Consider the following 22,889-nt stretch of genomic DNA (forward strand, 5'->3'; position numbering starts at 1 on the left):
GCATGGAGCGGTCGGGAGCGGTGCGGCCGGTGCCTGTTCCATAAGCTGTATATTATTATTCGCGGCCGGTCAATCGGGCCACGGCAAAACGCACGGCAAACCACAGGTGACGCACGAAGGTGGGCAGCGTGCCGTAGTAACGGCACATAATCGCATATCGCTCACGCAGCGAGGCCTTGCGGTTGGCGGTGGTAACCCCCTCGTTGAGGTAGTCGACGAGGGTCTCGTGCGTGTTGGTAATCGTGCGGGCCGCCAGCATGCAGCGGATACACCAGTCGTAATCGGCCGAATAGCGATATTGCAAATCATACTCGGGAGCTATCGTCCGCCGCACCACGAAAGCCTGGTGGCACACCAGCATACCCATGCGGAAACTCTTCACCGTCAACACCTCGGGGGCCTGCAACCGACGCATGGCCACGAAACGGCGTTGGGCATCGACGAGAGCCGTCTCGCCATAGACGATGTCGGGATCGTTTTTTTCGATGGAACGGGCTATTTTCTGCAACGTATCGGGGGCATGCAGGGCATCGCCAGCATTCAGGAAGATGAGGTATCGGCCCTTAGCCCGGCGCAGTCCCTTGTTCATGGCGTCGTAAAGCCCCCGGTCGGGTTCGCTCGTCACCGAGGTGACGGCCCGCGAGGCCCGGGCCAGGGCTACCGTGCCGTCGGTCGAGGCTCCGTCGACCACCAGATATTCATAATCGGTAAAGGTTTGGCACTCGACACTCTGCAACGTGGCGGGCAATGTAGCCTCCGCCTGGAAGGTAATCGTGATAATCGAGAAAAGCGGACTCTCCATCATAACTTGTTTTTCATAAATAACTCTATATCAGTAAAGCTGTCGGCCTGTTGGCGGAGCTGGTCGAAGGGGCGCTCCCACCAGCGCGAGGCGAGCAGATAGGCAATCTGCCGGTCGTCAAACCGCTTGCGTATCTCGCGGGCCGGTACCCCGCCTACAATCGTATAGGGCGGCACATCGTTCACCACCACGGCTCCCGTGGCAATGACAGCCCCCGTACCGATGCGTATGCCCGACATAAGCGTCACGTTGTTGCCCATCCACACATCGGCCCCCACCTCGATGCTGATGCCCCGCTCGGGGTCGCAGTAGCGGCTCTCCTCGAACCGTTGCTCCCGCACAAACGAGAATCCCGGCTGACCGTGGGGCGAGAAGAAGGCGGGGTGAGTAGAGACAAAGGTGTGGGTGGGGTGCTGCCCGTTGACAATGCGCACGTTGCGCCCGATGGAGCAGAAGGGCCCCACCTCGGCATCGGTGAAGTTGCTGCCGCGGCAAATGTAGGTACCCCGGCCTATGTGGGCCCCGGCCAGCAGCACGTTGTCCTGTATGGTGTTGTAGCCCTCGAGGCGGGTACGGCCGTTGATATAAGCCTTGTACGATACACGCGAATGGTGGGCCAGGCGGTAGTAAAACTGCATGAAAAACATGACGATGCGGCTGGCCAGGCGGGTTAAGTCTCTCATCGGTTCATCTCCTCTTTTTAAATAATCGAATCCACAGGTTGCCGATAAATACCAGCAGTTTGTGCCGGTAGGAATAGTTGTAACGATAGGTACGCGAGTAGACCTTGCGGGCAAGCTGGCACTCCTTGATCGGTGAAATGGGCACCACCTCGATGGGATTGGGGTCGAGGGTCTGCGTGCAGAGCTGCATGGTGTTGCAGTGGGTGCCGCTGCCGTCGAAACCCACGTTGTCGACCAACGACCGCTCGGTGCCCAGCATGAGTTTGTCACGCAGGAAGAGCGAGGCATACCACCGCACGAACCACGAGTTGTTGCGCCCGGCAATCTGGTCGCGCAACATCTGGGTGAAGTGAAAGCCGCCGTCGAGGTCGAACTGCCAGCAGAGCCCGCGCGACTCGATTTCGTGCAACAGCTTGGCCCCGTCGGGCTCGAAGTATTGCCAGGCCCGACGCCAGGTACCCCACCCCCAACTGTTGCACCACTTGATGAGGAAGGTCTCGGGCAAGCGGCCCTTGTGGTCGAGCATGTGGCAAGTCACATGGCACACCTGCTCCTCCTCTTTATAGGTCTCAAGGGCTTCGTTCATAAAGCGCAGGAACCAGGGCGACACCACCAGGTCGTCTTCCAGCACAATCACCCGGTCGTACTGCTTCAGCACAGTCGTGACTCCGTCGATGACATTGGCGGCCAACCCCCTATTTTCGGGACGCTCCACCACCGTCACCCGGCGGAATTTCCAGGGCCGGGACACCACCCGGCGCACGGCTGCCACGGCCTCCTCGCCGCCCGGTTTGGCCCCGTCGGCAAAGATGTAAAGCTCGCTCTCGGCAGCCAGCTTGTTCTGCTCCAGATGCTCCAGGCAGATACGGGTGTGCTCGGGCCGGTTGTAGACAAACAATATGACAGGAGCTAATTCCATATCGGTCGTATTTTCGAATGAATAGATTCCAGGAATACCGGGAGACCTCGCTTGCAGCTCTCCCTCACGGCGGTAATGTAGCTGTACTGCCACAATAGTCGACCGCTTGCCGCAACATAGAAAAGGACCTCGCTCCAGCGCCCTCGCAAGAGAGCCCGCAAGGCCGGTTTCCACGGAGCCAGGATACCTCCCCACAGACGGCTGAAAAGAGAGCCGTTTACATCGGCAACCACTGTGAGGTAATAGATGCGGTCAAGGCGCATCTGCATGGCACGAGGTGTAGGCCGATCCTGCCGGTCGTGATACCCTTTTGTCTGCGGAGCATACCCCACCCGATAGCCGTAGTAACGGACTCGGTGGATATAGTCGACATCCTCGCCATAATGGAAGAAGAGGGGCGAGAAGCCACCCACTTTCCGCAATACCGTTACGGGTATAAACCAAAATGCCGCATTGATGAACGTCACCTCGACGAGAGCCGATTTTTTCGATGAAATGGGTAATTTACCTCCTATATATCGGGCAAATGAACTGTCGAGACGACTGCCCTGTCCGTTGAAATGAACCGGCGAAATCACGCCATACTCGGGATTCTGCTGCGACAACTCCACCCATGAACCTATGGTGTCGGGCTCAATCCAGGCATCCTGATTGAGCAGAAATACATAGTCGTAATTTTCGTCAATAGCTATCTTCATGCCCAAGTTGTTGGCCTGTCCGAAGCCCAAGTTTCTTTGACTCCTCAACAGACGAACCCATCGATATTTCTCAGCGAGAATCTCTACCGTGCGGTCGGTCGAAGCATTGTCGACCACCACTACATCGGTCGGATAGTGCGACTGCTCGAGGCTACCCAGACAACGCTCTATCCACGGCTCGAAGTTGTACGAGACGATAATCGTGAGCACCCGGGGGCACTGAGCTCCATTCTGTAACGTCATGCCTCACCTCCTTTCTGCAAGCGGGCTTTCAACATCGACATGCTCTCTTGCCACATCTCCAGCTTCAGCAGATAGGCTCCGCCCAGGTAGGCGACAGCGTAGACCAACGGCACAATGCACAACCTCCACACGTCGCCCGGCAACAACAGGTAGACTCCAGCCGAAACGATGGCCGAACCTAATGCCAGCAGGAAATAAGGAGATATATCCTTGAGGTATCCGCCAAAGCCATAGCCGATGAACCTGCGGGCAAAAAATATGCCCGTGACCAGCGACAGCAACGAATACGAGACCCACCACACGATAAGGCTCATAATACCCGACGAATAGAACAGGGCGATACCCAGAAAGAGATAAGACTTCTTGCCAATCTCGATAAAGAGATTGAGTCGCGAATAGCCCAAGCTATTGAACAAATCGTAAAAGAGAATGATAAAGGGCGAGCAGATACCCGAGAGGCACAACAATCGGAAGTAGGGCACCGAAGGGAGCCACTGAGCCTTGAGCACCAGGAGGATAAACGGGTAGGATACCACAATCATGAGCAGCATGATGGGGAAAATGAAGAAGGCGATGGCCCGCACATTCTTCCGGCAGATGCGGTTGAGCCGCGGCAGGTCGTCCTGCACGGTCGAGAATACCGGAAAGGCTACCGAGCGGAATATGTTGCTGATGAGCGACGAGGCTATATCCTGATATTTGTCGGCCTGGGTATAATAGCCCGTCTGTGTCATGCCGTAGAACTTACCGATGATGATGGGATAGATTTTGTTGAATACGTTGTTGATGATGCCCGAGACCACCAGGTTGGAACTGTAGCCGAAAAACTCGCGCAACGACTCCATGCGGAAGACCCACTGCGGCCGCCAGTCGTTAAAGAGCCAGAAAAAGAGGGCCCGCAGTGCAGCCAACCCCAGCGTCTGGGTAACCAGTGCCCATACTCCCATGCCGCAGTAGGCCATCACTACCGCCGCAATCGAGGCCAGCCCCAGTGCCCACAGGTTGACCCGCGCATTCACCGAGAGCTTGAAGTGCTTGAAAAGCAGCGTCTGCTGAATGAGCGAGAGCGCATTCATGGGGATAACCAGAAAGAGCACCCGGCAGATGGCTGTAAGGTCGGGCTCGTTGAAGAAGTCGGCAATCCATGGAGCGGCCGCGTAGAGCAACCCGTAGAGCAGGCAACTGATGGCGATATTGAGATAGAACACCGTGCTGTAATCGGCCTGCGTCGCCTCCTTCTTGCGGATAAGTGCCGAAGAGAAACCGCTATCGATCAAGATGCCCGAGAGCGCGATAAAGATGGTAAGCACCCCCACCTTTCCGTAGTCGGTAGGCGAAAGCTGCCGCGCCAAGATGATGCCGGCCACCAGATAGAACAGCTGTTGCCCCAACTTGTCGGCCGAACTCCACACGAGCGCCTTTGTCGTCTTTTTCTTCAAATTCTCTTCCATATACCCAATGGCAGTCGATAACCTTCTGCCCTACAAAGATAATGAAAGTCGAAAGTAGAAAAACAAGCTCGCTTGATTTTTATACTGAGACGCATCTTATCTTCGTGTAACAAAGATAATGAAAGGTGAGAGCAGAGGCAAAAAGAAAGCCAAGTTTTCATTTTTGGCTATGCCGAACCGCATCTTGTCTTCTGCAAAGATGAGAAAGTCGAAAGTAGAAAAACAAGCCGGCTCCAGATTTTTATCAGCCAAGTCCGTCACGAGCTCCACAGACAACCGACGACAACGCCCCGAGAGCGGTTGTAAGCACATTTTTCGAGACGAAAAAGCACGCATATACTTTCACTTTTCGTAATTTCGCGCCCGAAATCGGTTGTGTCAAACAATTTTAAAGGCTGTTTTCAGTTATTATAAATACCGGGATTTTGACGAACGCCACCGAAAAGCGTCCGGGAAAGAGAGTATGAAGATTGCGAAAATCGTTGTCGTTGCCTTGTGCTGTCTGGTCTTTGCCCCTGCAAAGGCCCAGATCGACACGCAGTTCAGCCAATACTGGGCGCTCCCCGGCTATTACAACCCGGCAGCCGCCGGCAGCACCGACAAACTGAACATACTCACTTCGACCCGGCAACAGTGGATAGGCATGCCGGGAGCACCGCAGACCTACTTCGTCACCGGCGACATGCCCTTCAAGTTTCTGAAACAGAACCACGGCGTGGGTCTGGTCGTCACCTCCGAGACCGAGGGTCTCTACTCCCACCTGATTGTAGGGGCGCAATACGCCTTCAAACTGAAGTTGTGGACGGGCGTCCTCAGCCTGGGCGTGCAGTTGGGCATGCTCGACGAACGGTTCGACGGAACCCAGGTGAGCATCCCCACGAGCGACTATCACCAGGCGACCGACGACGGAATACCCACCACCGAGCTGCAAGGCATGACCTTCGACATGTCGTTCGGCGTGTGGTACTCGCACCCCTGGTTCTATGCCGGCTTGTCGGTGTCGCACCTCAACGAGCCCCATCTCACTTTTGAGGACAAATACGAAACCTATATCGGCCGATCCTATTATTTTATCGCCGGAAGCAATATTCCCATTAAAAACACGTTATATGAAGTGCAGCCTTCCATGATGGTGAAAAGCAACCTCAACGTGACACAATACGAATTGTCGTGCCGCTTGAAATACAACAAGTTGTTTTGGGGTGGCCTCTCCTACCGCTGGAAAGATGCCTACATATTCATGATAGGTGCCGAATATAAGAACTTCATCGCGGGATATGCCTACGACTACCCGGCATCGGCTATCGTCAAAGCCAGCAGCGGGAGCCACGAGGTCTTTCTCGGATACCGTTTGAAACTCGACCTGTCGGACAAGAACAAGAACAAACATAAAAGCATACGCATAATGTAGCTGTAGCCTATGAAAAAGATAATCGTGTATATCACACTCGCCATTCTCCTCGCATCGTGCTCCCCCTCGTCGCGCCACAGCGGTGAAGTGACAGGAGTCGGAGGTACGGCATGGAATGAGCCCACCCCCTACGGCATGGTACTCATCTCCCGCGGTTCGTATAAGATGGGACCCGCCGAGAAGGACACGGTTTGGGGCACCCAGCAGGAACCCCGATCGGTCTCGATCGACGCCTTCTGGATGGACGAGACCGAAATCACCAACTCGAAATACAAACAGTTTGTATTCTGGGTGCGCGACTCCATCATCCGCGAGCGTCTGGCCGACCCTGCCTACGGCGGTAACGAGGTCTTCAAAATCGAAGAGGACCGCGAAGGAAACCCCATCAAGCCCCGCCTCAACTGGGACAAGGCTATCCCCTGGCGCAACCCCACCGAAGACGAGGCCCGCGCCATCGAGAGCGTCTACCGCATCAACCCCATTACGGGTCAGAAACAGCTCGACGCCTCGCAAATGAACTATCGGTACGAGGTGTATGACTATACCGAGGCTTCGAAGCGGAAAAACCGCCTCGACCCCGCCTTGCGCGACCTCAACACCGACCACACCCCCAACTACGACGAAGTGGTGATGATTTCGAAAGACACCGCCTATATCGACGACGACGGCCGCATCATCCGCGAGACCATCACCCGTCCCCTGGGCAGCGAGTTCGATTTCCTCAACACCTATATCATCAACATCTACCCCGACACCACGGTATGGGTCAACGATTTCGAGAATGCCTACAACGAACCCTACGTGCGGCTCTACTTCTCGCACGCCGGCTACAACGACTATCCCGTGGTGGGTGTGTCGTGGGAACAGGCCAACGCCTTCTGCGCCTGGCGCACCGCCCTGCTCAAGGGCTCGCTCGGCCGCAACTCCGTCGTGATAGAGCCCTACCGCCTCCCCACCGAGGCCGAGTGGGAATATGCCGCCCGTGCCGGAAAGAACGAGAACAAATACCCCTGGGCCGGCAACCTGCCGATGGCCGAAAAGGGGTGCTTCTATGCCAACTTCAAACCCGACGACGGTAACTACGTGAAGGACGGCAACCTCATCACCTCGCCCGTGGGCTCCTATTCGCCCAACGAGTTCGGTCTCTACGACATGGCCGGTAACGTATCGGAGTGGACCTCGACGGCCTACACCGAGGCCATCTCGCAAAACACCAGCGACCTCAACCCCGAGTACAAGTACAACGCCGCCAAAGAGGACCCCTACCGCATGAAGCGCAAGGTGGTACGGGGCGGTTCGTGGAAAGATGTGTCGAACTTTATCCGTTCCGACATACGCATGTGGGAATACCAGAACGAGCAACGCTCCTACATCGGCTTCCGCTGCGTACGCTCCCAGATCGGGTTCGCCAAAGTACGTAGATAATTCAACCCCACCTATATAAAACAGTTCAGGAATCATGGGAAAATACAAAAGATATAAAAACCGCATTGAAAAGTTCCTTTCGAGCGACAAGGGACAACGCTTTTTCAATTTTGCATACAGTTTAGGCGCCGCCGTCGTTATCTGGGGTGCCCTGTTCAAGATTCTGCACCTCCCCGGCGGCAGCTTGCTGCTGTCGATCGGTATGGGTACCGAGGTGCTCATGTTCATCCTCTCGGCCTTCGATACCCCGCCCAAGACCTATCACTGGGAAGAGGTATTCCCCGTGCTGAACAGCAAGAACCCCGAAGACCGTCCCGATTTCTCGGGCGGTGGTGGCGGAACCGTCATCATCGGCGGTAACGGCAAAGGCGGCAATGGTGGTAACGGCGGTAACGGCGGTGGATATGCCGGAGGCGGCCAACTCGAAGTATCGGCCGCAGACGCCCGTCGGGCCGTAGGTATCCCCGAAGGTCTCAACCTGAGCGAAGCCGATACCCAAAGCCTCACCGACAGCATCCAGAAGATGTCGGCCGCAGCCGACCAGCTCTCGCGCATGGCCGAACTCACCGACGCTACCCAGCAATACCTTACCCAACTCTCGGGTATCGCCGAGCAGATGGACCGGTTGCGCCAGACCACCGAAAGCCTCACGGCCGTATCGAACACGCTGTTGCAGTCGTACCGCAACATCACCGAGAACTCCGAGGGCATCTCGGACACCTCGCAAGGCTACGTCACCGGCATGGAGACCCTCAACCGCAACATCAACGGCTTGAACACCATCTACGAGATACAGCTGAAGAGCATCAGTTCGCAAATCGACAACATCGACCGCGTGAACACCGGCCTGCGCAACATACGCGACATGTACGAACGCTCGGCATCGGACAGTACCCGCTACTGCCAGGAGGCCGAAAAGATGACCCAATACATACAACAACTCAACTCGGTCTACGAGAAGATGATCACCGCCATGACCATCAACATGTACCGGCCCATGGGAGGCGCACCTGCACCCGCACCCACCCCCGACCCGACCGAGAAACCCAAAGACGACCCCGAACAAAAGTAACGACATGGCATCGAATAACAACAGACTTTCACCCCGGCAGAAGATGATAAACCTCATGTATATCGTCCTCACTGCCATGCTGGCCCTCAACGTGTCGTCCGATGTGCTCAACGGATTCAAGCAGGTTGAAGACGGATTGGAAAGATCTACCTCGAATGCTTCGCTCCAAAACGACGCCCTCTACCAGAAACTGGCTGCCTTCAACAGCCAGAACCCCGAAAAGGGCGGCCAGTGGTACAAAAAATCGCTGGATGTCAAAAGACAAACCTCAGAGCTGTACAACTACATCGACTCGCTCAAGACCCTCATCGTCAAGAAAGCCGACGGTAAAGACGGCGACGTGAACAATATCGAACGCCAGGACGACCTCGAGGCCGCCTCATACATCATGCTCTCGCCCGCCCAACGGCAAGGTGCGAAACTGAGAAAAAAGATCGACGACTACCGTACCCTCATCAGCGGCTTCATGACCGACTCGGTGAAACGGGCCACCATCGAAAACTACCTCTCGACCTCGATTCACTCGGGCAGCAGACGGGTGGTGAACAACCCCTCTCTGTGGGAGACGACCATGTTTGAAAACATGCCCGTCATCGCCGCCGTCACCATCCTCACCAAAATACAGAGCGACGTGCGCTACGCCGAGAGTGAGGCCCTGCACACCCTCATCAACAACATCGACGAGGGCGACGTGCGCGTGAACCAGCTCAACGCCTTTGTCATCCCCAACTCCAAAAACATCATGCGGGGCGGCAAATACAGCGCCAACATCGTGCTGGCCGCCATCGATACCACCCAGCGGCCGGCCATCTACATCAACGGCAAGCGTCTGCCCGACGAGAACCGCGGCCTCTACGAGACCTATTGCGGCAGCACCGGCATATTCGACTTCAAGGGATACCTCGAGGTACCGCGGGGCGACGGCTCCATGACGCGCCACGAGTTCTCCTCGTCCTACACCGTAGTAGAACCCAGCGCCACCATCTCGGCCACCTTGATGAACGTACTCTACGCCGGTATCGGCAACCCCATCAGCATATCGGTTCCCGGCATCCCCAACCACGCCATCCAGGCCACGATGACCAACGGAACCCTCACCCGGCAAGGCGACAACTGGATTGCCAAACCCTCCAAGGTGGGACAAAATGCCGTCATCACCGTAACGGCCACCATGGACGGCCGTTCGCAGACGGTAGCCAACACCCAGTTCCGCGTGCGGCAACTGCCCGACCCCATGCCCTACATCGCCTACAAGGACGAAAACGGCTATGAACAGAAATACAAAGGCGGGAAACCCTTCCCCAAGACCCGGCTGCTCGCAGCCCCCGGCATACAGGCAGCCATCGACGACGACCTACTGAACGTGTCGTACCGCGTATTGCGATTCGAAACGGTCTTCTTCGACTCCATGGGTAATGCTATTCCCGAAGTCTCCGACGGAGCCAACTTCTCGCAACGGCAGAAAGACTCCTTCCGCCGGCTCTCGCGGGGCAAGCGGTTCTACATCTCGAGAGTTCGGGCCGTGGGTCCCGACGGCATAGAGCGCGACCTCTCGCCTATCGAAGTAATTGTAAACTAAGGCTAATAACATGACATACAATTCGATAAACATGAATATCCTGATAAAAAGCTGCCTCACCCTCGGCCTGCTGCTCTCGGTGGTGGGAGGTCAAGCGCAAGTAATCAAGAAAAGCGACTCCAACGACAGCAAAAAGCCCGACACCCAGTTGAGCGTGCGGGCCCAGTCGCTCTACGACACCCAGGATGCCTCGGACGCCGACATCCCCTGGATGCGGGTCATCTATCGGCAAATCGACCTCACCAAAGAGAAGAATCTGCCGCTCTACTACCCCGAAGAGTCGACCGCCGATCAGGAGAACCTCTTCCGAATCATCATGAAGCTGCTGGCCAACAACCAGATAGCCGCATACGAATACCTCGACGGGCGCGAAATCTTCACCGACGAATACCGCATCAAGGTGCGCGAGATGTTCGACCGCTTCCACATACTCTATGCCGAGGCCAAGGGCTACTCCGAGAAGAACCCCCGGTTCACCCTCGAAGAGAGCGACATCCCCGCCAACGAGGTACTCTCGTACTACATTCTGGAGAAGTGGAAATTCGACCGCCGCACCTCGCAGCTGAAACCCTCGATCGAGGCCCTCTGCCCCGTGCTGCACCGCACCGGCGACTTCGGCGGCGAGCCGGTGAAATACCCCATGTTCTGGGTCAAGTACAACGACATCCGCCCCTACATCGCCCGTCAGTATATCCTGGCCAGCAACGAGAACAACATCGCGCAGTATAACTACGACGACTACTTCCAGATGCGCATGTACGACGGCGAAATCTACAAGACCCAGAACCTCCGCAACCAGTCGCTCATGCAGATGTACCCCAACGACTCGACGCTCAAACAGGCTCAAGACAGCATCGAGACCCAGCTGAAGAATTTCAACAAAAACCTGTGGGTACCTACCCCCGAGGAGCTGGCCAAAGCCCGCGAAGCTCAGGAGGCCAAAGAGGCTCAGGCCAACGGCGAGGAGGTAACCACCGACAAACAGGAGAAGGCAAAAAGTACCTCGCGCTCCTCCCGAGCCAAGAAACAGAAAGAGGCCAAAGCCAAAAAGCAAAAGCAACCCAAGCAGCAAAAGACCTCATCGGCTCCTGTCCGCTCGGTACGACGAACCCGATAAAAACCGACCTCCATACACCACAAAAGTCACCTCTCACCCGGGGCGACTTTTTTTGCTTTTACATATTATTTCACTAATTTTGTATCATACTATTCACATCATACCATGAAAACCATCAAAGTATTTATAGCCTCATCAGAGGAACTGAAGCCCGAGCGATTGGAGCTCACCTATATGATTCAGCACCTCAACCGCATTCTCAAGCCGAAAGATGTAGAGATTGAACCCGTCAAGTGGGAATATCTCGATGCATCCATGGGCCCGCTGCACAAACAAGAAGAGTATAATCAAGAGCTAAAAAAATGCGAACTGTGCCTGGTTCTCTTTTGGACCCGCTTTGGCGACTATACCAAGAGTGAACTTGATACTGCTTATTCGGAACTATGCGCCGGACGCAACCCGCAGAAACTGTATGTCTACTTCAAAAAAGCCGAAGAGATTTCCCCCGAGCTAAAAGCCTTTAAGGAGAATTTCGCTACAACCTATGGCCACGTCCCATGTCAATTCGATACTGTTGATGACCTAATTCTTTCTTTCCTACTTCAACTCGAAAATTATTTGGATTTGGCACCCGAAATCCAGCCTCAAGTACGCGATTCACAAGTTGAAATCGACGGGCATCCGTTTGTCGAACTTAAAAACATACCCTTTGCCGGTAACAACCCCGAATATCTGCAACTGCTGAAGCAAATTGAAGCCACTCAAGCCCGTGTCTTGAAATATCCCGATGACTTGGATTTCCGGCAGGAACTACACGATTTACAGGAACAGCGCAAAGCGATGGAGAGCAGTCTGCTCGATATGGCCAAACACATCACGAGGCTTTCATCGACAATACCATCGGCCCATCTCACCGAGGCGATGCGGCTTTTCGAAGCAGGTGACAACAAAGGGGCCAGTATCATACTCAATCTTGATGAAACACTTCGCGATGCAGAGGAAACAGCAACTCGTTTAAATGCAATTGCAGAAATATTGGAGGAAACTCAAAAGGCTATTGAATCGAATATTGAAGAGTATCGGCTTCAAATCAAAACCTTGCAAAGCAACAAGCCCAAAGGTTGGATTGATGATGTAATTGCGGTCTACGACAAAGCTATAACAATAGCTCGCGGTCGTATTACTCCCGAAAAATTCGCCGAACTGCTTCGAAATTATACTGAATTTCTTCAAGAGAACCGATTGAAACAAGAATAAAGGGACTGATAATATTTATAATAAACCGAGAGAGAAATCATTCTTAGCAATGTATTTCCCTTTCGTATAATATGATTTACTAATCACACCCACTCATGAGAACACTCAAAGTATTTATCGCTTCATCGGAGGAGCTCCGGCTCGAACGACTGGAATTTGCCGATATGATACAGCACCTTAACCGTATTCTTAAACCTCGGGGAATAGAAATCGAACCGATAGATAATCACGAAGAATACAATCGCGAATTGAAAAACTGCGAATTGTGCCTGGTACTCTATTGGACCCGATTCGGCGACTACACCAAAAGCGAGTTCGATACGGCTTATTCGGAGCTATGCGCCGGACGCAACCCGCAGAAACTGTATGTCTATTTCAAAGATGCCGACGAGATAACACCCGAATTAAGGGCTTTCAAGGAGAGTTTCGACACCCAATACGGACACTTCTTCTGTCGGTTCGAGAATGTCGATACCCTGAAACTCAACTTCCTGCTCCAGTTCGAGGCATATCAAAACAAAGGTTCGGAGGCCATGCTCCAAGTACGCGATTCGCAGGTCGAAATCGACGGGCAACCCTTTGTCGAACTTAAAAACATACCCTTTGCCGGGAACAACCCCGAGTATCTGCAACTGCTGAAGCAGATTGAAGCCACACAGGCCCGTGTCTTGAAATATCCCGGTGACTTGGATTTCCGGCAAGAGTTGCACGATTTACAAGAACGACGCAAGGCGATGGAGAGCAGCCTGCTCGATACGGCCAAACTCATCACACGACTCTCGTCGACAACCACCTCGGCCCGCCTCACCGAAGCGATGCGGCTTTTCGAGGCCGGCGACAACAAGGGGGCCAATGCCATACTCAACTTGGACGAGATTACCCGGGATGCCGAAGCCAATGCAGCTCGCTTGGACGCCGTGCGCGAAATTGAATCGGAAACCCTCAAGGCCCTTGAATCGAATATCGAGGAGTATCGTTTAAAAATCAAGACATTGCAAAATGAAATGGAGAGAGGCTGGGTTGCCGAGGTAATAACCGTTTATGACAAGGCCATTGCCGTAGCCCATAACCGTATCGCCCCGGAGAAAGTGGCCGAATTGCTCCTGGATTATGCCGATTTCCTACAAAACAACAAACAATACCATTTGGTGGGTACCCTGTACGAAGAAGCGTTGACTATTTATCGAACGCTGGCTGCACAAAATCCCGAGGCTTTCGAGAGCGATGTGGCCAGTACGCTGAACAATCTGGCTCTCTTGCATTCTGATACCCAACAGCTCGACTGGGCGGAAAAGGAGTATATCGAGGCTCTCGAAATTTACCACCGTCTGGCCCAGAAAAATCCCGAGGCTTTCGAGAGCGATGTAGCCAGGACGCTGAACAATCTGGCTGTCTTGCATAAAAATACCCGACGGCTCGACTTGGCGGAAAAGGAGTATAACGAAGCCCTGGAGATTCAGCGACGACTGGCCCAGAAAAATCCCGAGGCTTTCGAGAGCGATGTGGCCAGGACGCTGAACAATCTGGCGAACTTGCATTCTGATACCCAACAGCTCGATTTGGCGGAAAAGGAGTATACCGAAGCTCTGGAGATTCGACGTCGTCTGGCCCAGAAAAATCCCGAGACATTCGAGAGCGATGTGGCCAGTACGCTGAACAATCTGGCTGTCTTGCATCAGAATACCCAACGGCTCGACTTGGCGGAAAAGGAGTATATCGAGGCTCTCGAAATTTACCACCGTCTGGCCCAGAAAAATCCCGAGGCCTTCGAGAGCGATGTGGCCTTGACGCTGAACAATCTGGCTCTCTTGCATAAGAATACCCGACGGCTCGATTGGGCGGAAAAGGAGTATATCGAGGCTCTGGAGATTCGACGTCGTCTGGCCCAGAAAAATCCCGAGGCTTTCGAGAGCGATGTGGCCAGTACGCTGAACAATCTGGCTCTCTTGCATGACGATATCCAACGACGCGACTTGGCGGAAAAGGAGCATAACGAGGCTCTGGAGATTCGACGTCGTCTGGCCCAGAAAAATCCAGAAGCCTTCGAAAGCAAGGTGGCCAGGACGCTAATCGGTTTGGCTCTTTTGCATGCCGATACCCAACGATTCGATTTAGCCATAAAAGAACTGCAAGAGGCTTTGACTATTTACAATCGCATGGCCCAATATACCGATGTAGAACAAGAGTATATAGAAGCCATTGAATCTCTTATCAAAGAATTGCAAGAACAATCGACAGAATAACTTTCAGACAAGTTCATACACCACAAAAGTCGCCTCTTACCGGGGGCGACTTTTTTTGTTGGGCTCCACTTTTTCAGAACTTTTATCACTATTCAATCCAGGTACCGGGACAAATGGGTTGCACGACTGGACAAGAACTGTTATCTTTGGTCTCTATCTTTACAACAGAAGAATAGAGGTTTATATATGCAAACGCCACAGAAAACAAACGAATTGAACGCCACGCCGCACCGGCAGTCCGACCTCATTCCCATCTCGTTCGATGAGCTTGTCGCCAACGACGATGCCAACCTCTGCATAGCACCCGACCAACTTACCATTATCTTGTGTACCGGGGGGCGCAAAGAGCTGCAAATCAATTTTGCCGACTATACGCTCACACCGGGCAGCCTCACGTTCATCTATCCCAACTCGATGTGGCGGCCGCTTGCAACGAGCAGCGATTTCGAGGCTCATTATTTTTCTATCCAGGGGACTTCGGCCAAGGAGTGGAACGCCTTTATCGACCTCGATACGGTATTCTCGCTCAGCTCCTACATCGCCAAGCATCCCCACACCCAGCTTTCGCTCGACGAGACTCAGGTGATGACGCAGTACTTGAACCTGTTGAAAAGTCGCTACGAAGCGAATGCACAAGCCATCATCATACGCTTCATTCTCTCGGCCTTTACGCTGGAGCTGAACCGAATATTCACCGCCCGGGAGAAGAGCGACCGCTCCAAAATATCGCGACAGGAAGATATTTTGTGGAAATTTCTCACGCTCCTCAAGCAGTATCACAAGGAGGAGCGCACGGTCAACTTCTACGCCAACAAGATGTGCATATCGCCCAAACACCTTTCGTCGGTCATCAAGCAGATGAGCCACAAGACGGCTCACGAAATCATTGCCGACTTTGTGACCATGACCGCCAAACGGCTGCTGAAGACCACGACGATGAGCATTCAGGAGATTTCCGACGAACTGAACTTTGCCAACCAGTCGTTTTTCGGCAAGTTTTTCAAACAGAATACAGGCCAATCGCCCTCGGCATACCGCCGCAAATAACGGCACAACCATCGATCATCATTCACAAGAAAACAGATAACTATCCACATGAAGAACATGGCATTATTTCTATCGGCTATCTTCCTGCTCTCAGGCTCGACCCGGGCTCAAGAGCAGCAGAATCGGTTTGCCGAACTTACCAACCCCCGGCTGATCGACATCAACAAGCTGCCGCCGCACGCTGCGTTTACGACATATCACAGCGCAGCCTCGGCTCTGGCCGGCGAACGGGAACGGGGCAGCGACTACCTGTCGCTGAACGGCACTTGGAAATTCCACTATACCGAACAGTTCCGTGAACGCCCCACCGACTTCATGCAACCCGGCTACGACACAACCGGGTGGAACACCATCGAAGTGCCGGGCAACTGGGAGTTGCAGGGATTCGGCGACCCCATCTATGTCAACATCGGCTACGAGTTCATTTCGCCGGGCTTCCCGCAATATCTGCAAGCTCCCAATCCGCCTATGGTGCCCGAGGCCTGGAACCCGACGGGGAGCTATCTGCGCTCCTTCGACCTCCCCGCCTCATGGCAGGGAAAACGCATCGTCCTCTGTGCCGAGGCGGTGAAAGGGGCCGCCTACTTCTACCTCAACGGCGAGTTCATAGGCCTGTCGAAAACGGGCAAGGTACCGGCAGAGTTCGATATTACCGCTCAGGTTCGCCCCGGTACGAACACGCTGGCCGTACAGATGCACCGCTTCTCCGATGCCAACTACTTCGAGGGGCAGGACTTCTGGCGCCTCACCGGTTTCGAGCGCGACGTCTACCTCTATGCCCAACCGCAAACCCGGGTGGCCGACTTCGAGGTACAGTCGTCTCTCGACGAGTCGTACACCGACGGAGTGTTCCACCTTGGCATCGTGCTGCAAAACGACCAGACGAGCGCGCAACCGATGACCGTCGCCTACCAGCTGACCGACCGCTCGACCGGCAAGCCGCAAATCGTGGCCCAGGGCGAACAGACCATTACCCTCGACGCCTGCAACTCGAACTGCGTCAAGTTCGACGCCACCATCGACCGCGTCAAGGCCTGGACCGCCGAGACGCCTCACCTCTACGACCTGCTCATCTCGACCCGCAACAGCCACGGAGAAAACTGCGAATACATTCCCGCACGGGTCGGGTTCCGTACAGTCGAAATCAAAAACAGGCAACTGCTCGTCAACGGCAAGCCTGTCCTGCTCAAGGGGGTGAACGTGCACGAACACGACCCGCTCACCGGCCACTACGTGACCGAAGAGACCATGCTCAAGGATTTTGAATTGTGGAAACGATACAACGTCAATACCCTGCGCACCTGCCACTATCCGCAGCAAAAGCGCTTCTACGAACTGTGCGACGAATACGGCTTCTACGTCATCGACGAGGCCAATATCGAGACACACGGCATGGGCTACGACCGACGCAAGGGAGGCACGCTGGGCAACAATCCGCTCTACCTGCCGGTACACCTCGACCGCCTGCACGACATGGTCGAGCGCGACAAGAATCACCCCTCGGTCATCATCTGGTCGCTCGGCAACGAGGCGGGCAACGGCTACTGCTTCTACGAGGCCTACCGCTGGCTGAAGCAGCGCGATGCCTCGCGCCCCATCCAGTACGAGCGGGCCGAACTGGAGTGGAATACCGATATCTATTGCCCCATGTACACCTCGCCCGAGGGCATCGAGCGCTATGCCCTCGACCCGGCGTCCGACCGTCCGCTCATCCTCTGCGAGTATGCTCACGCCATGGGTAACAGTCTGGGCAACTTCCAGGACTACTGGGATGTCATCGAAGCCCACGACCTGCTGCAGGGCGGTTGCATCTGGGACTGGGTGGACCAAGGCCTCGAGATGACCAATGCCCAAGGCGAAAAGTTCTGGGCCTACGGCGGCGACTACGGACCCACCGGCACCCCCTCCGACGGCAACTTCTGCATCAACGGCATCGTCTACCCCGACCGCCGCATCAAGCCCCAGACCATCGAGATGGGCAAGGTGTACCAGAATATCAAGTTTCTCAACTTCGACAAAACGGCCGGCACCATCGACGTGAAGAACGAATTTTTCTTCACCCCGCTCGACAAATATGACTTTGTCTATACGGTCAAAGGCAACGGCAAGAGTCTGAAGACCGGCCGGTTCGACCTGTCGCTGCCACCCCGCCAGCAAACGACCGTCGCCCTGAAAGGGCTGCCTGCCATGAACGACGAGGCGGTCGACTACCGCATCGAATTCGAGGCCCGGCAGAAAGAGGCCGAACCCTTCCTGCCCAAAGGCTATGCCATAGCCCGCGAACAGATAGCCGTGAAGCCGGCCGTAAGACCCGTGGCCCAGCCCTCGGGCGAATCGATTGCCCAGACCGAAAAGGGCAACTCGGTCTGCTTCTCGGGCCGGGATTTCGATATCACCTTCGACAAGACTACCGGTCTGATGACCTCCTACCGCTACAAGGGTTGTGAATATCTGCTCGACGGTTTCGGTCCCCGCCCCAGCTTCTGGCGAGCCCCCACCGACAACGACTACGGCTACAACTCGCCCCGCCTGCTGGGTGCCTGGAAAGAGGCCTCGCAACAGGCCCCCGAGGCCCGCTCGTTCACCGTCGAGCCGGGCGATGGCAGCACCCTGCGCGTGACCTGCCTCTACACCTATCCGCAAACCGAGGCCGAGTGGACCATCACCTACACCCTATTGGGTAACGGTGTGGTGAAGGTCGACAACACCCTGCGCCTGACCGACTCGCGGGCGCCCATGATTCCCCGCGTGGGGCTGCGCATGCAGATGCCCGCCTCATTCACCCGCCTCGAATACTACGGCCGTGGCCCGTGGGAGAACTACATCGACCGCCGCTCCAGCTGCTTCGTGGACCGCTATCGAGCCGATATTGCCGACCTCTACGAGCCCTATGTACGGCCGCAGGAGAACAACCACCGCACCGATGTGAGCTGGCTGGCCCTCTCGGGAAACCGGGGTAAACTGCTCATCGTAGCCGACTCGCTTGTCGAATTCAATGCCTCGAACCATACGCTCGAGTCGCTCGACAGCGGTGAGACCCGCGACGACGGTCGCCAACGTCCCGAGAATCCCCGTCAACGCCACAACTGCGACCCCAAACCCGAAGCGCTCGTCGACCTCTTTGTCGACTGCCGCATGATGGGTCTGGGCGGCGACGACTCCTGGGGGGCCAAGCCGCACAAGGTCTATCAGATAGACCCGGCCATCCGCAAGATTACCTATGGCTTTACCTTCGTTCCGCTCGGCAAAAGCGCCTCGATAGAGCCGGCCATCAAACAATACTGAAGAATACCGTTCACGCCCGGGTCATAGTCCGGGCGTGAACATCAAAAAAAACAACAAACCATTATGTACCGATTTACCCATCTGCTCTTCGCGCTCTCGCTTCTGCTCCTCACCTCGTGCAGCCTGTTCAAAAGTCTCAACCTCACCTCCGACGACGTGACCCGCATCACCTCCGAATGTCTCGACGAAGACTACGACCTGGTCTACTACTCGACCCTGTCGTTGCTCCAGGCCGAACAGTTCACCATCGTCGAAGCCAACAAGGAGAGCGGCATCATACGAGGCATGCAATATTTCGAACGCGACGACGTGGAATGGAATCTGAAAGCCTTTGGCGAAGCCACCGAACGAGAATCGACCGAGGCGGTATTCCTGGTGCTGCCCCTCCCCTCGAAACAGACCGAGGTGAAGCTATCGCTCTACCGCAACGCGCTGATTGTTACCCGCAAAGACGGGCACAACCAGAAACAGGACTCCCGCACCATGCTGCTCACCGAGTCGACCTACGACAAGTGGCTCAACAAGCTGAAGGCCGAAATCAAACGGCGCAAACGCCTTTCGTAAGATACAACAGAAACAACCTTTCAAACCCTCCAAAAACTTATGTCCAATCTATTCGAATTAAACAAATATGAAAACCAGGTAGATACCCTCATCACGGTATGCTTCATTTTGTCGGCCATGAGCACCCTGGCCACCGCCATAGCCTGGATAGGGCTGGCAGCCTGCACCGTGCTGCTCGGCCTGCTGGTCTATTATCCCTTCTGGTGCAAGCGAAACGACGAATCCCTGTTTGTCCCCTGGTGGATTCTCTATTTGCTTTACTGGTGTGTATTTACTTATTGGACCGGTCATGATTTAATCGCTACGTTATGAAAAAGAAAAGCAAGTCGGTTATCCGCCTGAAATATATCGAGCTGATAGCCTTCGTCGAAACCGGGTTTGCCGCCCTCTGCCTCATCGTGGGGCACACATGGCTCATAGCCCTGTCGATAGTCCTGTTTCTGATACCGCTGTGGGGGCTAATCACCCACCGACGCTGGTGCCGGAAGCACAACGAACCCTATGCCAACTGGGAGATGCTCTATACCGTCGTCGCCTGGGCGGTGTATCTGTTTATCATATTGGTCATCTATTTCCACTTCGTTGCATAAGCAGGGAATAGAACCAATCACAAACATCTAAAACACACATCCATGAAAAACCGACTGCTCATAGCAACAGCTATCCTCATTGCCCTGAACGGCATAAGTTGCAAACAGCAAGGCTCCACCACCTCGATCATCGGACAAGGCGACGGCCCTACCGCCATCTATATCGACGAACAGCCCGATTTCCTTTTGCGCAAAGGACTCGACCTCATTCACGAGATGCACGATTTGGCCAACGACTCCAACTACATCAAATATGTTACGACCCATACCGAGATTACTCAACGGGTACGGGAGTTCGCCTCCGGCAACTACCAGTCGGACTACAAAGTATTTGCCATCGACAACCTGAAACCCTTCACAGACTACCTCACCCGGATGGCTCCCGGTCTCGATTCCAAACTCTACGAGCGGTTGTACCGGAGCATTCCCGCACTCATCAATGCCCAGTCGGGCTCCACGGCCATAGCCGCAACCTCATTGCTCACCGGCGAGGATGTATTCCACAGCAACCAACCCGAAGCTCCTTGCATATACCTCTACAGCTTCAACAAGGGCATCAACTGCCTGGTCTTGTTCATCCCCCAATCGGAGAAAATCGTACAGGCCTACGCCTCGTGGATTATCAACCGGCAACTGGGTCAGGTAAAGAAAGCCGACGACGTAAAAACTTTCTTCAGAACGGTCTTGAACATCCCCGATATAGCTATCGAACAGCTGAAATAGTAGAGATATATCGCGACACGGAATCCTGGGAATAAAACATTTCCCCCCTTGTATCCATTTGGAGCTCATATCGCGTGCAGGGTGACTGGGAGTAATCGCCCCCGGAGTCATTCCGTGCCACGACGCGGAATCCAGAAATCCCGGCAAAGGGGAGCATCTGCAAACGACACGCTCGCAGCTCCCGCATCAAGCGGGAATGACAGGGTGCAGGCTGACATGTCCAGATTATTCCCCTCCACGATTTTCTACTACCCCCGACCCCCACAGAACGAGAGAAAAAAAACAAAAACACCCGGCAGAAGATTATCTACCGGGTGTTTCTTGTAGAGCGGAAGACGAGGCTCAAACTCGCGACCCTCAGCTTGGAAGGCTGATGCTCTATCAACTGAGCTACTTCCGCAATTTGGTGTGGGCAAAGATGGATTCGAACCACCGAAGGCGTAAGCCAGCAGATTTACAGTCTGCCCCATTTGGCCACTCTGGTATTTGCCCTGAAAGCGTGTGCAAAGATAATACGCTTTATTTTAATTTGCAAACGAAATCGTGCATTTTTATCGCCGTAACGGCAGCTTCGTCACCTTTATTTCCCAATCGGCCTCCGGCACGGTCGCGCGCCTGCTCCATGTTATCGGTAGTGAGAACCCCGAAAATAAAGGGGATACCGAAGAGGGTATTGAGATGAGTAATGCCCTGCGTCACACTCTGGCACACATAGTCGAAGTGCGGAGTATCGCCGCGCACCACACAGCCGATGGCGATAACGGCATCGGGCTGATAAAACTCGGCCATCTGTTGCGAGGCAAACGTCAGCTCGATGGTACCCGGCACGCGGGCCACAAAGATGTTTTCTTGTTTCACACCGTTGCGTACGAGGGTATCGACAGCCCCTTTCAGCAGGGCATCGGTAATCTCGGCATTCCACTCGGCAGCGGCAATAGCCACCCGCATCTCCGACGCATCGGGCATGCTGTTGGCATCGTAGTCCGATAGATTGTGATAGGCAGTAGCCATAACTATTCCTTCCTTTTTTTCGAAATAAGGCCGCCTTTCTTGCGAGAGACGGCCTTATCGTTATGTGATTAGATAAACTTGATTACTTGCTTTGAGCACGCTCGATGTAGCGTTCGATGCCGCGGGCGTCGTTCGAGGTAGGATATTTGTCCTTAATCTCCTGATAGAGTTTCACGGCAGCCTCTTTGTTACCCAGCTTCTCATATACGGCGGCAGCCTTTTTCAAATAGACGGGGCTGAATACGGCGTTGTCCGAAGCCTTGGCAGCTTTCTCGAAATATTTCACGCTCTCGTCGTATTTCTCCATATCGACCAAGCAGTTGCCGATAGCAGCCATCACGGCAGGAGCCAGAACCGATTCGTCGGCGCTGAATTTCGAGAGGTATTTCTGGGCGTTCTCATATTCGCCTTTTTCGTAGTAGGCCAGACCCAGATAGGCGTTTGCCAGATTGCCGGCAGCCGTCGAGCCATATTGATCGACGATAGCCAAGAGGCCGTCGAATTTTTCATTACCGTTGATTGCCAAGTCGATAGAGTCGTTTTCAAAAGCCATTACAGCCTGATACATAGCAGCTTGTGCCTTGTCTTCGCGGGGCAACAGGTAGAAGTGACGCACACCCAGGATGGCACCGATAACTACCACCACGATAAGCAGACCCCACAAGAGAGGTTTCTGATACTTTTCAACAAACTGTTCCGACATCGAGAGAGCTTCGTTCATTTTCTCAAGCTCGTCTTTTTCTTTTTCTGCCATATTTTTCTTGTCTTTTAATTATTTTTATCCTAATGTTCAATCCCTACGCGGGGAATTGAGTGACAAAAGTAACTT

Annotated in this window: 20 protein-coding genes and 2 tRNA genes; 13 read left to right on the forward strand and 9 right to left on the reverse strand. The window is 54.4% G+C overall.

Features of this window, described 5'->3' with window-relative positions; genetic code table 11:
- Window positions 1–55: 55 nt before the first annotated feature.
- The 5 genes from B5F38_RS02640 to B5F38_RS02660 are packed head-to-tail and all read right to left on the reverse strand — an operon-like array spanning window position 56 to window position 4,796.
- Window positions 56–805, reverse strand: a complete 750-nt coding sequence (locus B5F38_RS02640; RefSeq protein ID WP_162611667.1) for a glycosyltransferase family 2 protein — start codon at window positions 803–805, stop codon at window positions 56–58.
- Window positions 802–1,485, reverse strand: a complete 684-nt coding sequence (locus B5F38_RS02645; RefSeq protein WP_206422468.1) for a CatB-related O-acetyltransferase — start codon at window positions 1,483–1,485, stop codon at window positions 802–804. Before B5F38_RS02645 ends, B5F38_RS02640 begins: the two co-directional genes overlap by 4 nt.
- 4 nt (window positions 1,486–1,489) lie before the next feature.
- Window positions 1,490–2,404, reverse strand: coding sequence for a glycosyltransferase (locus tag B5F38_RS02650; protein WP_087407784.1), 915 nt, complete (start codon window positions 2,402–2,404; stop codon window positions 1,490–1,492).
- Entirely contained in the window at window positions 2,395–3,345 is a 951-nt protein-coding gene (locus B5F38_RS02655) for a glycosyltransferase family 2 protein (RefSeq protein ID WP_087407785.1), read from the reverse strand. The genes B5F38_RS02650 and B5F38_RS02655 overlap by 10 nt, the downstream gene beginning before the upstream one ends.
- Window positions 3,342–4,796: a lipopolysaccharide biosynthesis protein gene (locus tag B5F38_RS02660; protein WP_087407786.1), complete on the reverse strand. Its 1,455-nt coding sequence runs from the start codon at window positions 4,794–4,796 to the stop codon at window positions 3,342–3,344. The genes B5F38_RS02655 and B5F38_RS02660 overlap by 4 nt, the downstream gene beginning before the upstream one ends.
- Window positions 4,797–5,259: 463 nt before the next feature.
- Between B5F38_RS02660 and B5F38_RS02670 the strand changes: the two genes are divergently transcribed.
- From B5F38_RS02670 to B5F38_RS02730, 13 genes are all read left to right on the forward strand, one after another.
- Window positions 5,260–6,207 carry a type IX secretion system membrane protein PorP/SprF gene (locus B5F38_RS02670; RefSeq protein ID WP_087407788.1) on the forward strand — a complete coding sequence of 316 codons (948 nt, stop codon included), beginning with the start codon at window positions 5,260–5,262 and terminating at the stop codon, window positions 6,205–6,207.
- Window positions 6,208–6,216: 9 nt separating this feature from the next.
- Window positions 6,217–7,632 carry an SUMF1/EgtB/PvdO family nonheme iron enzyme gene (locus B5F38_RS02675; protein ID WP_087407789.1) on the forward strand — a complete coding sequence of 472 codons (1,416 nt, stop codon included), beginning with the start codon at window positions 6,217–6,219 and terminating at the stop codon, window positions 7,630–7,632.
- Window positions 7,633–7,666: 34 nt separating this feature from the next.
- Window positions 7,667–8,704: a gliding motility protein GldL gene (gene gldL, locus B5F38_RS02680; protein ID WP_087407790.1), complete on the forward strand. Its 1,038-nt coding sequence runs from the start codon at window positions 7,667–7,669 to the stop codon at window positions 8,702–8,704.
- Window positions 8,705–8,708: 4 nt separating this feature from the next.
- On the forward strand, window positions 8,709–10,283 hold the full coding sequence (gene gldM, locus B5F38_RS02685) for a gliding motility protein GldM (protein ID WP_087407791.1): 1,575 nt from the start codon (window positions 8,709–8,711) through the stop codon (window positions 10,281–10,283).
- A gap of 31 nt (window positions 10,284–10,314) precedes the next feature.
- A complete protein-coding gene (gene gldN, locus B5F38_RS02690) occupies window positions 10,315–11,400 on the forward strand; it encodes a gliding motility protein GldN (RefSeq protein ID WP_241147793.1) in 1,086 nt (361 codons plus the stop codon).
- Window positions 11,401–11,505: 105 nt separating this feature from the next.
- Window positions 11,506–12,597, forward strand: coding sequence for a hypothetical protein (locus B5F38_RS02695; protein ID WP_087407793.1), 1,092 nt, complete (start codon window positions 11,506–11,508; stop codon window positions 12,595–12,597).
- A gap of 95 nt (window positions 12,598–12,692) precedes the next feature.
- The gene (locus B5F38_RS02700) at window positions 12,693–14,840 is read left to right on the forward strand and encodes a tetratricopeptide repeat protein (RefSeq protein WP_087407794.1); all 2,148 of its coding nucleotides are present in this window, start codon (window positions 12,693–12,695) and stop codon (window positions 14,838–14,840) included.
- A 186-nt stretch (window positions 14,841–15,026) separates the two neighbouring features.
- Window positions 15,027–15,887, forward strand: a complete 861-nt coding sequence (locus tag B5F38_RS02705) for a helix-turn-helix domain-containing protein (protein WP_087407795.1) — start codon at window positions 15,027–15,029, stop codon at window positions 15,885–15,887.
- Between the two features lie 48 nt (window positions 15,888–15,935).
- Window positions 15,936–19,172, forward strand: a complete 3,237-nt coding sequence (locus tag B5F38_RS02710) for a glycoside hydrolase family 2 TIM barrel-domain containing protein (RefSeq protein ID WP_087407796.1) — start codon at window positions 15,936–15,938, stop codon at window positions 19,170–19,172.
- A gap of 63 nt (window positions 19,173–19,235) precedes the next feature.
- Window positions 19,236–19,736 (forward strand): hypothetical protein, encoded by a 501-nt coding sequence (locus B5F38_RS02715; protein ID WP_087407797.1) that lies wholly within the window; start codon window positions 19,236–19,238, stop codon window positions 19,734–19,736.
- A gap of 39 nt (window positions 19,737–19,775) precedes the next feature.
- Entirely contained in the window at window positions 19,776–20,048 is a 273-nt protein-coding gene (locus tag B5F38_RS02720) for a hypothetical protein (RefSeq protein WP_087407798.1), read from the forward strand.
- Window positions 20,045–20,326: a hypothetical protein gene (locus tag B5F38_RS02725; RefSeq protein WP_087407799.1), complete on the forward strand. Its 282-nt coding sequence runs from the start codon at window positions 20,045–20,047 to the stop codon at window positions 20,324–20,326. Before B5F38_RS02720 ends, B5F38_RS02725 begins: the two co-directional genes overlap by 4 nt.
- Window positions 20,327–20,368: 42 nt before the next feature.
- Window positions 20,369–21,049: a hypothetical protein gene (locus tag B5F38_RS02730; protein ID WP_087407800.1), complete on the forward strand. Its 681-nt coding sequence runs from the start codon at window positions 20,369–20,371 to the stop codon at window positions 21,047–21,049.
- A 327-nt stretch (window positions 21,050–21,376) separates the two neighbouring features.
- On the opposite strand, the gene B5F38_RS02735 is transcribed toward B5F38_RS02730, so the two are convergent.
- From B5F38_RS02735 to B5F38_RS02750, 4 genes are all read right to left on the reverse strand, one after another.
- A tRNA-Gly gene (locus tag B5F38_RS02735) sits at window positions 21,377–21,449 on the reverse strand.
- 9 nt (window positions 21,450–21,458) lie between these two features.
- Window positions 21,459–21,541, reverse strand: a tRNA-Tyr gene (locus B5F38_RS02740).
- Between the two features lie 27 nt (window positions 21,542–21,568).
- Window positions 21,569–22,060 carry a 6,7-dimethyl-8-ribityllumazine synthase gene (gene ribH / locus B5F38_RS02745; protein ID WP_087407801.1) on the reverse strand — a complete coding sequence of 164 codons (492 nt, stop codon included), beginning with the start codon at window positions 22,058–22,060 and terminating at the stop codon, window positions 21,569–21,571.
- A gap of 82 nt (window positions 22,061–22,142) precedes the next feature.
- The gene (locus B5F38_RS02750; RefSeq protein WP_087407802.1) at window positions 22,143–22,814 is read right to left on the reverse strand and encodes a tetratricopeptide repeat protein; all 672 of its coding nucleotides are present in this window, start codon (window positions 22,812–22,814) and stop codon (window positions 22,143–22,145) included.
- Between the last annotated feature and the right edge of the window lie 75 nt (window positions 22,815–22,889).

The organism is Barnesiella sp. An22 (assembly GCF_002159975.1).
GTDB lineage: Bacteria > Bacteroidota > Bacteroidia > Bacteroidales > Barnesiellaceae > Barnesiella > Barnesiella merdigallinarum.